Here is a 14,540-nt window from a genome sequence, read left to right as displayed (position 1 = left end):
GCATGATCCAGATTCAGTCCGCACTCTTCTGGGCGTACGCGATCGGCGCGACGTTCGCGCTCTCTGCGGGGCGGCAGCTCCAGGTGTGGGAGCGGATCAACGCGGGCGAGGGGCCGCGGACGCGCAGCCGCGCCGCCAATCCGTATCTCGCGCTCACGGCGCTCTTCGCCGCGGTCCTGATGGTGCCGACGGGGCTCTTCCTGCTGTGGCAGAACCCGGCGTGGGCGACGATGCATGTCGCGGGCGGGCACGACGGGGTGTGGGCGGGGTTCGTGCTCTTCTACGCGGGCGGGATTCCCGTCGCCGCGATCATCGGCTTCCTTGTGGCGCAGGGGCTCGTCCTGGTGGGGGCGGGCTACTGGGCGTATCTCCAGTGTGTGGGCGGGTACTTCCTGCTCTTCGGGACACTGATCCACGGCTGGGACGGCAGGGGGTACGAGCGGTTCTTCTCGCCAGGCGCGCGGGACTTCGCGAACTGGCGACAGGACAGCGTCGTCAATCACGTACTGGACTTCCTGACGTCCGGGACGTTCCTCGCGCTGCTCGTCTTCGGCGCGGCCGTGATCGGCACGATGCTGCTGACCGAGATCGGCTGGCTGATGGAGGGCTGGTCACTGCCGGGCGCGGACGAGGACCGCAAGGTGCACCGGTTCCTGGCGATCGCCATCGCGGCGGCCGGGGTCTACGGCCTGCCGTTCGTCGGCGCGCTGATCGCGAGCGTCCTCGTCCGCCTCCTGGGCGGCTGGATCGGCCTCCCGCTGTTCGCGGTCCTGGCGGGGCTCACGCTGCTGTCGGGGCGGTCGCCGGTGCGGTGGCTCTACGGCCTGGTGGGGGTGCCGCATCGGCACTGGCGGGCGGATCTCGAACGGGACGAGGACCCTTACGAGACCGAGACCGAGACCGAGACCGAGACGGAGACCGAGACCGAGACCGGGGTCACATCAGACCGGTCTGCGTGACGAGCATCGCGAGCACGACGACGAGCGTCCAGCCGAGGATGTGCTCGAGCACCTTCGGCCCGTCTTCCTTGGGGCCCCCGGTGCGGGTCGTGGCACGGGCCGTGGCACGGGTCTGTGCGGTGGCGTTGACGGTGGTCGCTGTCATGGCATCACTCGATACGTATGCGTCGCGTCCGACGACACGACGTCCGGCAGTGGACTCCCCCCACTGACCCATCCACCATGCCAGCAGGACCGGCTCGTGCGAGAGAGATGTTGGTCACCCACAACTGCGGCGGGATGCCGTGCGTCTAAAGCTGTACGTCCCTCAGGACGACCGTTCGCGCACCATCCCGACCGAAGGGTTCCCGATGAGCACGTACCGGACTCCTCGCCGCAGAGCGCGGCTCGCGCTCGCGGCCGCCGTCGCCGTGACGGCGGCTCTTACCGCCGGCCCGGTCTCCCAGGCCGCACCGTCCGCATCGGGGAAACCGATGCCGGGCGCGCCCGGCCTGGGCGACCCGATGTTCCCGCTGGACGGTAACGGCGGATACCGGGTCGACCGCTACACCCTGGACTTCGACTGGCAGGCCCCGAAGACCCCCTTCGAGGCGACGACGACGATCAAGGCCACCGCCACCCAGTCGCTCTCCCGCTTCAACCTGGACTTCGGTGGCAACACACTGCACGGCGTGACGGTCGACGGCTCGGCAGCGGGCACGTCCCGCGACGGTGACGAGCTGACGGTCACGCCCAAGTCCCCGATCGCCAAGGGCCGTACGTTCACCGCCAAGATCACGTACACCGCCGACCCGACCCAGACGCGGCACCGCGACGACGCCATCGAGGACTACGGCTGGATACCCACCGCCGACGGCACGGTGGTCTATCCGCAGCCGAACGGCGCGCGGCTGATCTTCCCGGGGAACGACCACCCCAGCCAGCGGGCGCCGATCACCTTCCGCATCACCACGCCGAAGGATCTGACGGCGGTCGCCAACGGCAAGCTGGTCGACCGTGCGGAGCGTCCCGGTGACCGGGTGCGCTGGACGTACGACTCCGAACAGCCGCTGTCCACGCAGCTGGTGCAGATGGCGGTCGGCAAGTTCAAGCTGGTGGACGGCAAGGGCCCCGACGGTCTGGCGCTCCGGGACGTCGTCCCGGACGCACTGGTCGAGCCGACGGCGGAGTACCGCAAACTCACCCCCGACCACCTCACCTGGCTCCAGAAGAAGCTCGGCCCCTACCCCTTCAACCGCTACGGCCTCCTGGTCGGCGACACCGACCTGGGCGTCGCCCTGGAGACCCAGACGCTCTCGCTCATCCCGAAGGCCGACCTCCTGGGCACGAAGGTCGACGCCGAGCGGAACATGGTGCACGAGCTGACCCACCAGTGGTTCGGCGACAGCGTGGCCCTGGCGAGCTGGTCCGACCTGTGGGTGAGCGAGGGGCACGCCCGCTTCTACGAGCGGATGTACTCGCAGGAGCACGGCGGCGACAGCTTCGAGGCCGCCATGAAGACCGCGTACGCGGCGCACGACCAGTGGCGCAAGGACTACGGCGCCCCCGCCGAGCCGACCGAGCCGAACCTCTTCAAGCGTATGCGGTACGACGGCTCGGCCCTGGTCCTGTACGCCCTGCGGGAGCAGGTCGGCGACGCGACGTTCCAGAAGATCGAGCGGGCCTGGGTGAGCGGCTTCCGGGGGAAGACGGCGAGCACCCAGCAGTACATCGACCTGGCCTCGAAGGTGGCGGGCCAGGACCTGGAGGGCTTCCTGCACCCGTGGCTGTACGGCTCGAAGACGCCGCCGATGCCGGGGCATCCGGACTGGGTGGTGACTCCGGCGACGTGATCCGGGCGGGCACCACACGGAGGGGGCTCCTGATCTGCGCGGGGGCCTCCTCCGTCGCGGGCGCGGGCATGGGCCTGACCCACTGGGCCAGGGGCGATTCCGGGACGGACTCCGCGTTGACGGGCGCCACCCAGGGCGTGGCGTACTTCTGCGCCTTCTGCTTCCTCAGCTGGTGGCAGTCGCGGAGGCAGCACCACCAGGCCCGGCCCGAGAGCCGACCACCGCCTCCACACCCGCCTGGGCCACCTCCACCGCTTCCACCACCGGGGCGGGCCACCGGCCCGCCCCGGTGAACGTCACCTGATCCCTACCCCCGCCAGCGCCGCCTTCTGCGCCGCGCTCAGCTTCGTCGGGAAGTACAGATAGCAGACGCCTCCCGTGCCGGAGACGACCTTTCCCGTGGCGTTGTAGCGCTTCGTGCGGAGCCAGATATTTTCCCACTCCCGCCTCTTGTAGACCCGGCGCACCGCCGGATCGCTGGGCGACGCCGGGTCGTTGGCGATCACGTCGCCATTCGCCGTGAAGCCGATCACTGTCATCAGGTGGCCCGCCGTGCCGTAGCCGGCGCCCGTCAGCTCCTCCTTGAGGAACGACTGGGACGTTATGGCCGGGATGCCCGCGGCGATCAGCGACTCCAGTTCGGTGAGGGAGGACAGGCGGGTGACGACGCCCTGGAGGTCCTTGTACGTCGACGCGTACGCCGCGTTGAAGGGCCAGTTGCCGCAGCCCGCGTACTGGTAGTCGAAGGTGTGGCGCGCCGCGTGGCACACCTGGGGGTCGGCGTAGGACGGGTCGACCCAGGAGAGGTCGTCGGCGGTCGGCTTGCGGCCCCAGGATTCGATGATCATCTGCGAGGAGGTGGGGCTGCACCAGGCCTCGCCGCCGTTGTCGTACTCCGGATACTGCCCGGCGTGGATCTCCTGCGAATAGCGCGGGACCTTCAGTTCCTTGGTGAGCCCCGGCTTGGACGCCGGGACCGTGAAGCGGTCGGGGACGTCGGACGCCATCGCGCCGAGGCGCCACACGGTGGGGGTCACCGTGGCGCCCGGCTTGCGGTACAGGGTCAGGCGCAGTCGGTACGAGGCGAGGCGGAGCCCCTTCGTCGTGTCGTCGATGGAGAAGGTGTCCGTCCAGATGCTGGACTTGCCGTCGCTCTGGTCGTCGAGCGACGTACGGCGGATGTCCTTCTCCTTGTCGTCGCCCGATGTCCAGCGGCCCAGGACGTACCAAGGAGTCTTCGTCTTGTCCGAGTACGTCCCCTGGAGCTCGACCTGGAGCCAGGTGCCGGTGGGCGTGCGGGCGTTCCAGGAGGCGACGACCTCCGTGGCGGGAGTGGTGGGGCGGTGCACCGGGGACGTCCACTGGGCGTACTCCCACGTGGCGGTCTTGCCGGTGTGCGGATCGGCGTAGTCGGTGCGGCCCGCGGCCTGGGCGATCTCCACGGCGGGGCGGGCTCCGGAGACGGCACGGGTGCCGTTGGCGGTGCCCGCGCTCCAGTCCGCGTGCGAGGTCCAGAAGCGGTTGCTCACCGGCCTCTCGGCGCGCGCCTGACGGCGTAGGCCTTGGCCGCCCGATGCGAGCGCCGGGCTCGCGGTGGCGGCCACGGCGGCTACGGCGGCGGCCGCGGCGAGGACGGTTCTGCGGGACATGTCATCAGCTCGGTCCATGGCGGGACCCCCAGTCGACGTGGGTTCCGGACGGATCCGGAAGGGGCAGGTCAGATGCACGGCGGTATGCCAACTATGGCTGCTGCACGCCGACTTCTGCCAGCGATTCGGACACCACCGCACCTGTCAATATTGGCCTCGACCACTGGCGTGAGCTGCGGCGGCGCGCGGAACTCTGGATTCCGCACCCGTACGCTGGTAGGCGATGACCGCACAGCCACCGCACACACCCGTTCCCCTCTCCCGCCTCGCCCACTCCCTGCTCCGCCTTCCGCCCTCCTGCGGCCCCGTCCGGCTCGTCGCCGTCGACGGGCACGCCGGTTCGGGCAAGTCGACCCTCGCCAGGGGCCTCGCCGGGGCGCTCGGCGGCGCGCCCGTCCTGCGCCTCGACGACATCGCGAGCCACGACGAGTTGTTCGGCTGGACGGAGCGGCTGCGGCGGCAGGTCATCGTGCCGCTCTCGCGCGGCGAGACGGCGCACTACGAGACGTACGACTGGAACTCGCGCCGCTTCGGCGCCGAGACCCGCACCCTGCCGCCCGCCCCCGTCGTCCTCATCGAGGGTGTCGGCGCGGGCCGCCGCACGCTGCGCCCGTTCCTGGCGTGGCTGCTGTGGATGGAGTTGCCCCGAGATGAGGCATGGGGACGGGGCCGCCACCGGGACGGAGCAGCCCAGAGCGACTTCTGGGACGGGTGGGAGCCCGCGGAGCGCCGGCACTTCGCCGATGATCCCTCGCGGCCCTTTGCCCAGTCTTTGGTACGACAGTTGCGAGAGGGATATGAGGTACTGCCGGGGCCGGATGTAACGGCCACACAGAGCCAATCCGTCACACAGAGTGATGGACCGGGGGCAGTGCGCTGACCCCGCGGAAAGCGACTTCCGGAAGTTCCGCCGAGTTTCCATGAGTGCCTCAACTCGGCTTGACCGAGGGCCCTTACAGGACTTACGTTCTGAATGTGCGGTCTTTCGGGGCCGCCCGCAGACGCGAAGCCCCCGGTTGTTCCCCCGTGATCGGGGGCTTCGTTCTGCCCTCCGCGCTCGCATTCCGGGCGCCACGAGCCGCCATTCGCTCACACTCGGTGACGACGGGATACCCCCTCACCTGCCTGATCCCGCGCTGCGGCACCCTACGGCCGAGCACTCCCCCGCAGGTACGATGCCCTTCGGTGCGATTTTCCGGACGGCTGCTCTGCGCACCGATTCAACGTCCGTCCGCAGCACGGCGGTTCAGCGAAGTTGCCGGCGGGCATCGGCCCGGCGGTACACAAACGGGGGCACGGTTTGTGGGGGACGTGATGGACTTCGACGCGGTGGGCTCACCCGCCCCGGCCGACCTCGCCTGGCTGAGGGGCGTCGACGCCTACACGATGGGCGCCTATCCGCAGGCGGAGGAGGAGTTCCGGGCGGCGGTGCGGATGGATCCGGGGATGGCTGACGGCTGGCTCGGCCTGCACGCGCTGCGGATCGACACGACGACGGCGCTCCTTCGGATGTTCCAGCACCGGGACAGGTTCGGCGAGCAGCGCACTCGGCACGGGCGCACGCTCAATTCCTGGTACTGGCTCGGCTGGTGGGTGCAGCCCGTCCTGGAGAGCACGCGCGACCTGCTGCTCGCGCACGCGTCGCACTGGCTCGACGGGCGCCATGTCCCGGAGCTCGACCGGGCGTTGGCGGGCCTTCCACCGGTCGACGCGGATCCCCAGGTGCGGTTCCTGCACGCCTGCCGGTCCTATCTGGTCAAGGACTGGGACCAGTTGGTCCGGCACACGGACTCGCTGATCGACGACGCGATGCTGGGCATCGAGGCAGGCCTCTTCGGAGGCATGGCCCGCGTACGCCTGGAGATGTACGGCCAGGCCGAGCCGCTCCTGTCCGCAGCGCTGATGCGATGCCGCAGCGAGCAGCCGCAGCGCAAGGAGCTGCGCTACTGGCTGGCCCGCGCGCACGAGGGCACGGGCCGCTCGGCGGCGGCCCTGCCCCTCTACCGGGCGGTGCACCGGGTGGACCCCGCCTTCATGGACACCTCGGCGCGGCTCGCGGCCATCTCCGAGGGCGATGGGTACGACGAGATGACGGACCTGGCGTCGATCGCCATGACCGGCTTCGGGCAGGACGTCATGGACGCGCCCGACGGGATCGATCCGCTCTTCGGTACAGAAGGCCGCGACCTGAAGGTCACCGAGCCCGAACTCCCGCCGGGCGGCGGCTCCGCCGAGACGGATTCCGTGCGCGAGAAGGCCGTGATCCCCATCCAGCCGGGGCCGGCTCAACTGCCTCCGGGGCCCACCGATCCGGCACTCCTCGAGGCGGCGCTCGCCGAGCTGGAGGGCATGGTCGGCCTCGAACCGGTGAAGCGACAGGTCAAGGCGCTCTCCGCGCAGCTGAACATGGCACGGCTCCGGGCCGCGCAGGGGCTGCCCGTGCAGCCGCCGAAACGACACTTCGTCTTCTCAGGCCCCTCGGGCACCGGCAAGACCACGGTGGCCCGCATTCTGGGCCGGGCCTTCTACGCGCTCGGCCTGCTCGGCGGCGACCACCTGGTGGAGGCGCAGCGCGCGGACCTGGTCGGCGAGTATCTGGGCCAGACCGCCGTGAAGGCCAATGAGCTGATCGACTCGGCGATCGGCGGTGTCCTCTTCGTGGACGAGGCGTACTCCCTCTCCAACTCGGGCTACGGCAAGGGCGACGCGTATGGCGACGAGGCCCTCCAGGTCCTGCTGAAGCGAGCCGAGGACAACCGCGACCACCTGGTCGTGATCCTCGCGGGCTACCCCGAGGGTATGGACCGGCTCCTCGCCGCCAACCCCGGGCTCTCCTCCCGCTTCACCACGCGCGTCGATTTCCCCTCGTACCGCCCGCTGGAACTCACCTCCATCGGGGAGGTCCTGGCCCGCGAGAACGGCGATGTGTGGGACGAGGAGGCGCTCGACGAGCTGCGCTCGATCAGCGGCCATGTCGTCGACCAGTCCTGGATCGACGAACTCGGCAACGGCCGCTTCCTGCGCACGCTCTACGAGAAGAGCTGCGCCTACCGCGACCTGCGGCTCACCGGCTACCCCGGCGAGCCGAGCCGTGACGACTTATCGACACTGCGGCTCCCGGACCTGATGCAGGCGTACGGAGAGGTGCTCTCGGGGCGGGGACCACAGAATCCGCCGGGACTCTGAAGCCCCCGACGGTGGGCTGAAACCCCCGCCCCGACCGCTCACACGAGGGCGCTGTCCCTGGCCTCCTGAGGTTTCCGTGGCACCGCGACCCGGTGCGCCGGGTCGCGGACCTCGCCGACCAGGAGCTCCAGGACATCCTCCAGGGCGACCAGGCCGAGCACCTTGCCCGAGGCGTCAGCGACCTGCGCCAGATGCGTCGCGGCGCGGCGCATCACCGTCAGGGCGTCGTCCAGAGGGAGTTCGGCGCGCAGTGTGGTCATCGGCCGCCAGATCTGCTGCGGCACCGCGCGGTCCGTCTCTTCGACGTCCAGTACGTCCTTCACGTGCAGGTAGCCCATGAAGGCGCCGTTCTCCGCGCAGACCGGGAAGCGGGAGTAGCCGGTGCGCCCGGTGAGTTCGATGACCTGCTCGGGAGTGACCGATGCGCCCACGGTGACCAGGGATGCCCGGTCGAGCAGGACGTCCGTCACCGGGCGCGAACCCAGCTCGAGGGCGTCCTCAAGGCGCTCCTGCTCCTCCGGTTCGAGCAGCCCCGCCTGGCCCGAGTCGCCGACGAGCCGGTTGAGCTGCTCACTGGTGAAGACGGCCTCGACCTCGTCCTTCGGCTCCACCCCGAAGAGCTTCAGGACGACCCGCGCACAGGCCCCGAGCGCCACCGTAACCGGACGGCACAGACGGGCGAAGGCGACAAGGCCGGGGCTGAACCAGAGCGCGGTCTTCTCGGGGGCCGCCATCGCGAGGTTCTTCGGGACCATCTCGCCGATGACGAGGTGGAGGAAGACGACGACGGCGAGCGCGATGGCGTACCCGAGCGGATGGATGACGCCTTCGGGGATGTGGGCCGCTTCGAAGACCGGCTCCAGGAGATGCGCGACGGTGGGCTCGGCGACCGCGCCGAGCGTCAACGAGCACATCGTGATGCCGAATTGGGCGGCCGCCATCATCTGCGGCAGATGTTCCAGGCCGTAGAGGACCTGACGGGCCCGCTTGCTGTCCAGCGGCTCGATCTGGCTGCGGCGCACGGAGACGAGCGCGAACTCGGCCCCTACGAAGAAGCCGTTGGCGAGGACGAGGAGAAGGGCGAACAGGAGTTGGAGCACGCTCATCGGACGGCCTCCGCGACCTGTGCCTTAGGGCTACCGCCGATGTCCACGGTCCGTACGAGACGCACCCGCTCGGCTCGGTAGTGGTCGACCTGGCGCACCGCGAGCCGCCAGCCCGGAAGTTCGGCCCGGTCACCGGGAGCGGGGATGCGGCCCAGCAGATCGGCGACGAGCCCGGCCACGGTCTCGTACGGCCCCTCGGGGACGTCGAGTCCTATCCGCTGGAGGGTGTCGACGCGGCAGCTGCCGTCGGCGTCCCACGCGGGGCTGCCGTCCTCCGCCGGTGCCACGGCGATTTCGGGCAGGTCGAGGAGGTCGTGCTCGTCGCGGACCTCGCCGACGAGCTCCTCGACGATGTCCTCCAGGGTGACCACGCCTGCTGTGCCGCCGTACTCGTCGACGACGACAGCTATCGGCTGCTCACTGCGCAGCTGCTCCAGGAGCTGCTGCACGGGCAGCGTCTCGGGGACCAGGAGCGGCGCCTGCGCGATGCGTCCCACGGGCGCTCTCAGGCGCTCGTGGGCCGGGACCGCGAGCGCGTCCTTGAGGTGCACCATGCCGACGATCTCGTCGATGCGATCGCGGTACACGGGAAAGCGCGAGAGCCCGGTGGCGCGGGTCAGGTTCACCACGTCCTCGGCGGTCGCCGAGGTCTGCAGCGCGCTGACCTTCACGCGCGGCGTCATGACGTGCTGCGCGGTCAGCTCGCCCAGGGAGAGCGTGCGGACGAACAGCTCCGCGGTGTCCTGTTCGAGGGTGCCCGCCTGCGCCGAGTGCCGGGCGAGGGAGACCAGTTCGCCGGGCGTGCGGGCCGAGGCGAGCTCGTCGGCCGGCTCGACGCCGAGCAGCCGCACGAGCCGGTTGGCCGTGGCGTTCAGGAGAGAGATCACGGGCCGGAAGAGCCGCGAGAACACATGCTGCGGGCCCGCGACGAACCGTGCGACCTGGAGCGGCTTGGACACCGCCCAGTTCTTCGGGACCAGCTCGCCGATCACCATCTGCACGGCGGAGGCGAGGAGCATCCCGACCACTACGGAGAAGCCCGGTACGGCACCTTCCGGAAGGCCGGTGGCCGTGAAGGGGCCCGCGAGCAGATGCGCGAGGGCCGGTTCGGCGAGCATACCGACCACCAGTGAGGTGATGGTGATGCCGAGCTGGGTGCCGGAGAGCTGGAAGGACAGCTCCTTGAGGGCGTCGACGACCGTACGAGCCCTTCGGTCGCCGTCGGCGGCTGCCTTCTCCGCGTCCGGGCGCTCGACCGTGACGAGCCCGAACTCGGCGGCCACGAAGAAGCCGTTGGCGAGAATCAGCAGGAATGCCGCCCCGAGAAGCAGCAGGGAGGTGGTCATACCGCCGCCTCCCTGGTCAGTCCAGTCCCGGTATGTCGGGAGGGGGCGGCGCATGTACTACAGGACGAACCGTCCATCGCCGGAGGGAGTCACTCCTCGGGTAGCAGGAGCCCCTGTGGACCGGGCGGACCCGTCAGGGGCGGGGCAGCACACCATGCGTGCCCCGCCACCAGATTAATCAAGACCGGGCCCGGAACGTCAGGGCGTGCGCCCCTGAGTGAGCCCGGATGTCGGTCCGGCTCAGCCCTGAGGCGTCTCGGGGGCTCCCGCCGATCGCGTATCGGCGAGGGCACGCAGGGCGCGGGCGTCCCTGATGGCGCGCTCCTTGGCGATGCCGGGCTGGATGCCGAGGGCCGGCAGGCTGGTGCCGTCGCTGAGGTTGAGGAACACCCAGGGGTCGCCGGGGCGCAGGTTGACCTGGACGATCTCGGCCCAGGCCAGGCGCCTGCTCGTGGCGATGTTCACGACGGTCACGCCGGACTCGTCGGCGACGACCTTGGGCCTGCTCAGGAGCATGAGCACGCCGAAGAGCAGCGCCCCGGTGAAGATGAAGCTGGTCCGCTCCCCCGGGCTGAGGCCCGGGATGAGCAGGGCGATCACCGTGAGGACCACGAAGATCGCGGCTCCAGCGGTGAGCAGCACGACCCGGGTCCGGCTCGGCCGGAAGGTGACCGGCAGAGTGGGCAGGGCGGGGGTGGTCTGGTCAGGCATGGCGGGCGTCTCCTGCCGGGTCATCAGAGGCGGCAGGCGTGAATGGCCGTGGTCAGGATGGCCCGCGCGCCGATGGCGTACAGGTCGTCCATGATCCGCTGGGCTTCCTTGGCGGGGACCATGGAGCGGACGGCCACCCAGCCTTCGTTGTGCAGGGGCGAGATCGTCGGCGACTCGAGGCCCGGGGTGAGGGCGACGGCCTGCTCCAGGTGCTCGGCACGGCAGTCGTAGTCCATCATCACGTACGCACGGGCCACCAGGACGCCCTGGAGACGGCGCAGGAACTGCTGCACCTTGGGGTCGTCGCTCTCGGCGCCGGTACGCCGGATGACGACCGCCTCGGACTTCATGATCGGCTCGCCGAACACTTCGAGGCCCGCGTTGCGCAGCGAGGTGCCGGTCTCCACGACGTCCGCGATGACCTGGGCGACACCCAGCTCGATGGCGGTCTCGACGGCGCCGTCCAGGTGGACGACGGAGGCGTCGATGCCGCTGTCGGCGAGGTGCTTGGCGACGATGCCCTCGTACGAGGTCGCGACGGTCTTGCCCGCGAGATCCGCGATGGTGCTCGCCGTGCCGGGCTTCGCGGCGAAGCGGAAGGTGGAGCGGGCGAAGCCGAGGGGCAGGATCGTCTCGGCGTTCGCGCCCGAGTCGATCAGGAGGTCCTGCCCTGTGATGCCGATGTCGAGCTTGCCGGCCGAGACATAGATCGCGATGTCCTTGGGCCGCAGGTAGAAGAACTCCACCTCGTTGTCGGGGTCGACGAGGACGAGTTCCTTCGACTCCTTGCGCTGCTGGTATCCAGCCTCATGGAGCATCGCCGACGCAGGTCCTGACAGTGAACCCTTGTTGGGGACGGCGATGCGCAGCATGAGGTCGGATTCCTTTGCGTTGAGGGGAGTTTGAGGGGAGATGGGACGGCGGGGGCGTACGGCTCAGAGGTGCGCGTACACGTCGTCGAGGGAGATGCCGCGGGCGACCATCATCACCTGCACGTGGTAGAGGAGCTGCGAGATCTCCTCGGCGGCGGCTTCCTTGCCCTCGTGCTCGGCGGCCATCCAGACTTCGGCGGCCTCCTCGACGACCTTCTTGCCGATGGCATGGACGCCCTTGTCCACCAGCTCGGCGGTGCGCGACGTGGCGGGGTCGCCGTTGGCGGCCTTGTGCTGGAGCTCGGTGAAGAGCTCCTCGAAAGTCTTCTTGGACATGATGTCGCTTACTTTACGCGGCTCCCCGACCCCGCTCACCGCCAGGGTTCGGAGATCGTACGCAGCGTGGCCGCGGTGGCGACGGCGGCGGTGACCGCCTCGTGCCCCTTGTCCTCGCGGGAGCCCTCGATGCCCGCCCTGTCCAGCGCCTGCTCCTCGGTGTCGCAGGTGAGGACGCCGAAGCCGATCGGCACTCCGGTGTCGATGGTGACCTGGGTCAGGCCCTGGGTGACGCCCTGGCACACGTACTCGAAGTGCGGGGTGCCACCGCGGATGACGACGCCGAGCGCCACGATCGCGTCGTAGCCGCGGCCCGCGAGGACCTTGGCGACGACCGGCAGCTCGAAGCTGCCGGGCACGCGCAGGACGGTCGGCTCGTCGATGCCGAGCTCGTGCAGGGCGCGCAGCGCGCCGTCGACGAGGCCGTCCATGACCTTCTCGTGCCACTGGGCGGCGATCACCGCGACCCGCAGGTCGCCGCAGTTCTTCACGCTCAGTTCGGGTGCACCCTTGCCGCTCACGCGCTTCTCCTGGTTCTCGTCTGTTCTCGTCTGTTTTCGTATGCCGGTACTTAGCTGATGCCAGTACTTAGCTGATGCCAGTACTTACTGATTGCCGCAGGCGGACACCTCGGGGGTGTCCAGCCACGGCAGGTCGTGCCCCATCCGGTCCCGCTTGGTGCGCAGGTAGTGGAGGTTGTGCTCGCCCGCCTGGACCGCCATGGGCTCGCGCCCCGTGACCTTCAGGCCGTGCCGGACGACCGCGTCGGTCTTGTCGGGGTTGTTGGTCATCAGGCGCAGGCTCTTTACGCCGAGGTCGTCGAGGATCCTGGCGCCCGCGCCATAGTCCCTGGCGTCGGCGGGCAGGCCGAGCTCCAGGTTGGCGTCCAGGGTGTCGCTGCCGCGCTCCTGGAGTTCGTAGGCGCGCAGCTTGGAGAGCAGACCGATGCCTCGTCCCTCATGTCCACGGAGGTAGACCACGATGCCGCGCCCCTCGTCCGTGATGCGCCGCATCGACGCCTCCAGCTGGGGGCCGCAGTCGCAGCGGAGGGAGTGGAAGACGTCGCCGGTCAGGCACTCGGAGTGGATGCGGACGAGGACGTCGTCGCCCTCGCCGATCTCGCCGTGGACGAGGGCGACGTGCTCGACACCGTCGACGGTCGAGCGGTAGCCGAAGGCCGTGAAGTCGCCGAAGGCGGTGGGCAGGCGGACCTCGGCCTCGCGGCGGACCGTCGGCTCGGAGCCGCGGCGGTAGGCGATCAGGTCCTCGATGGAGATGATCGTCAGGCCGTGCTTGCGGGCGAAGGGGATCAGCTCCGGCAGGCGGAGCATCGTGCCGTCCTCGCCCGCGATCTCGACGATCGCCCCGGCCGGGCGCAGGCCCGCGAGCCGGGCCAGGTCGACCGCGGCCTCGGTGTGGCCGTCCCGGACCAGGACACCGCCGGACTTGGCGCGCAGCGGGAAGATATGTCCTGGCCGCACGAAGTCGGTGGGTTCGTACGTGCCCGCCGCGAGCAGCTGGAGCGTGGTGGCGCGGTCGGCGGCCGAGATGCCCGTGGTGACGCCGTGCGCGCCGCTCGCGTCGACGGAGACGGTGAAGGCCGTCCGCATCGACTCGGTGTTGTTCTCGACCATCTGCGGGAGCTTGAGGCGGTCAAGCTCGTCGCCCTCCATGGGCGCGCAGATCAGGCCGCGGCACTCGCTCATCATGAAGGCGATGATCTCGGGCGTGGCCTTCTCGGCCGCGATGACGAGGTCGCCCTCGTTCTCGCGGTCCTCGTCGTCGACGACCACGACGGGCCGCCCGGCGGCGATGTCGCGGATGGCCGCCTCTACGGGGTCGAGGGCGAGGTCCGAGGCGTCTTCCTCATGACCCGTGCTGTACCAAACAGGTGCCGCAGTCATGCCGGGGCTCCTTCCATGTCGGGCTGCGAGGCCTGCGAGGCCTGCGAGGACACGGTGCGCGACCGCAGCCACCAGTCGCGCATCCCCCACAGGACGAGGGCGAGATAGATGACGTACACAAGGCCCGAGAAGGCCAGGCCGCTGCTGAAGGCGAGCGGCACTCCGACCATGTCGACCAGGAGCCAGGCGAACCAGAACTCGACGAGGCCACGGGCCTGGGCGACCATCGCGGCGAGCGTGCCGACGAAGATGTAGGCGTCGGGCCACGGGTTCCAGGAGAGATCCGGGACGGCGGCGAACAGTGCCCCGACCGCGAGCGTGCCGACCGCTGTGCCGCCGAGCAGCACCCCGCGCTCCTTCCAGGTGGCGAACCGGACGGCGATGGAGCCGTCCTGCGCCTGCTGCTTGCCGTTGGTCCACAGGCGCCAGCCCCACAGGGCTACGCCGATGACGAGCAGCTGCTTGCCGACGCCGCCGGAGAGGTGTGCGGACGCGTAGGCGCCGACGAGGATGACGCCGGAGAGGAACTGGGCGGGCCAGGTCCATATGGAGCGCCGCCAGCCGAGCGCGAGGGCGATCAGGCCGACGGTGTTGCCCACCATGTCGGACCAGATCACGTGCTGCCCGAAGGCCGTGAAG

Annotated in this window: 14 protein-coding genes; 4 read left to right on the top strand and 10 right to left on the bottom strand. The window is 70.0% G+C overall.

Annotation, left to right across the window (positions count from 1 at the left end; genetic code table 11):
• Window positions 1–2: 2 nt before the first annotated feature.
• On the top strand, window positions 3–959 hold the full coding sequence (locus ACGFSB_RS13400; protein WP_393397931.1) for a hypothetical protein: 957 nt from the start codon (window positions 3–5) through the stop codon (window positions 957–959).
• On the opposite strand, the gene ACGFSB_RS13395 is transcribed toward ACGFSB_RS13400, so the two are convergent.
• Complete coding sequence (locus tag ACGFSB_RS13395) at window positions 937–1,104, bottom strand: SCO1431 family membrane protein (RefSeq protein ID WP_393397929.1); 168 nt, start codon at window positions 1,102–1,104, stop codon at window positions 937–939. The genes ACGFSB_RS13400 and ACGFSB_RS13395 overlap by 23 nt on opposite strands.
• Before the next feature lie 205 nt (window positions 1,105–1,309).
• Here ACGFSB_RS13395 and ACGFSB_RS13390 point away from each other — a divergent pair, with 205 nt between their 5' ends.
• Window positions 1,310–2,791: a M1 family metallopeptidase gene (locus tag ACGFSB_RS13390; protein ID WP_393397927.1), complete on the top strand. Its 1,482-nt coding sequence runs from the start codon at window positions 1,310–1,312 to the stop codon at window positions 2,789–2,791.
• A 296-nt stretch (window positions 2,792–3,087) separates the two neighbouring features.
• Here ACGFSB_RS13390 and ACGFSB_RS13385 read toward each other — a convergent pair whose 3' ends face one another.
• Window positions 3,088–4,458 carry a peptidase C39 family protein gene (locus ACGFSB_RS13385; RefSeq protein WP_393397925.1) on the bottom strand — a complete coding sequence of 457 codons (1,371 nt, stop codon included), beginning with the start codon at window positions 4,456–4,458 and terminating at the stop codon, window positions 3,088–3,090.
• Window positions 4,459–4,663: 205 nt separating this feature from the next.
• On the opposite strand from ACGFSB_RS13385, the gene ACGFSB_RS13380 reads away from it, so the two are divergent.
• Together ACGFSB_RS13380 and ACGFSB_RS13375 are read left to right on the top strand one after the other, a co-directional pair.
• Window positions 4,664–5,320: a uridine kinase gene (locus tag ACGFSB_RS13380; RefSeq protein ID WP_393397923.1), complete on the top strand. Its 657-nt coding sequence runs from the start codon at window positions 4,664–4,666 to the stop codon at window positions 5,318–5,320.
• Between the two features lie 434 nt (window positions 5,321–5,754).
• Window positions 5,755–7,626 carry an AAA family ATPase gene (locus ACGFSB_RS13375; RefSeq protein WP_393397921.1) on the top strand — a complete coding sequence of 624 codons (1,872 nt, stop codon included), beginning with the start codon at window positions 5,755–5,757 and terminating at the stop codon, window positions 7,624–7,626.
• A gap of 38 nt (window positions 7,627–7,664) precedes the next feature.
• Here ACGFSB_RS13375 and ACGFSB_RS13370 read toward each other — a convergent pair whose 3' ends face one another.
• The 8 genes from ACGFSB_RS13370 to ACGFSB_RS13335 all read right to left on the bottom strand — a co-directional run bounded on the left by ACGFSB_RS13370 (window position 7,665) and on the right by ACGFSB_RS13335 (window position 14,503).
• Window positions 7,665–8,732: a hemolysin family protein gene (locus tag ACGFSB_RS13370; protein ID WP_393397919.1), complete on the bottom strand. Its 1,068-nt coding sequence runs from the start codon at window positions 8,730–8,732 to the stop codon at window positions 7,665–7,667.
• Window positions 8,729–10,078, bottom strand: a complete 1,350-nt coding sequence (locus ACGFSB_RS13365) for a hemolysin family protein (RefSeq protein WP_393397917.1) — start codon at window positions 10,076–10,078, stop codon at window positions 8,729–8,731. The genes ACGFSB_RS13370 and ACGFSB_RS13365 overlap by 4 nt, the downstream gene beginning before the upstream one ends.
• Window positions 10,079–10,318: 240 nt before the next feature.
• Window positions 10,319–10,789: a PH domain-containing protein gene (locus tag ACGFSB_RS13360; protein ID WP_393397915.1), complete on the bottom strand. Its 471-nt coding sequence runs from the start codon at window positions 10,787–10,789 to the stop codon at window positions 10,319–10,321.
• Between the two features lie 23 nt (window positions 10,790–10,812).
• Window positions 10,813–11,661, bottom strand: coding sequence for an ATP phosphoribosyltransferase (hisG, locus tag ACGFSB_RS13355; protein ID WP_393397913.1), 849 nt, complete (start codon window positions 11,659–11,661; stop codon window positions 10,813–10,815).
• Between the two features lie 63 nt (window positions 11,662–11,724).
• On the bottom strand, window positions 11,725–11,997 hold the full coding sequence (locus ACGFSB_RS13350) for a phosphoribosyl-ATP diphosphatase (protein ID WP_055564821.1): 273 nt from the start codon (window positions 11,995–11,997) through the stop codon (window positions 11,725–11,727).
• Window positions 11,998–12,032: 35 nt separating this feature from the next.
• A complete protein-coding gene (gene ribH, locus ACGFSB_RS13345; RefSeq protein WP_393397910.1) occupies window positions 12,033–12,518 on the bottom strand; it encodes a 6,7-dimethyl-8-ribityllumazine synthase in 486 nt (161 codons plus the stop codon).
• An 84-nt stretch (window positions 12,519–12,602) separates the two neighbouring features.
• Window positions 12,603–13,901, bottom strand: coding sequence for a bifunctional 3,4-dihydroxy-2-butanone-4-phosphate synthase/GTP cyclohydrolase II (locus ACGFSB_RS13340; RefSeq protein ID WP_393397908.1), 1,299 nt, complete (start codon window positions 13,899–13,901; stop codon window positions 12,603–12,605).
• On the bottom strand, window positions 13,898–14,503 hold the full coding sequence (locus tag ACGFSB_RS13335; protein WP_393398085.1) for a nicotinamide riboside transporter PnuC: 606 nt from the start codon (window positions 14,501–14,503) through the stop codon (window positions 13,898–13,900). The genes ACGFSB_RS13340 and ACGFSB_RS13335 overlap by 4 nt, the downstream gene beginning before the upstream one ends.
• Window positions 14,504–14,540 lie beyond the last annotated feature (37 nt).

The organism is Streptomyces sp. NPDC048441 (genome assembly GCF_043200235.1).
In the GTDB taxonomy this organism is placed as follows: domain Bacteria; phylum Actinomycetota; class Actinomycetes; order Streptomycetales; family Streptomycetaceae; genus Streptomyces.
This window is presented reverse-complemented; position numbering and strand designations above follow the sequence as displayed.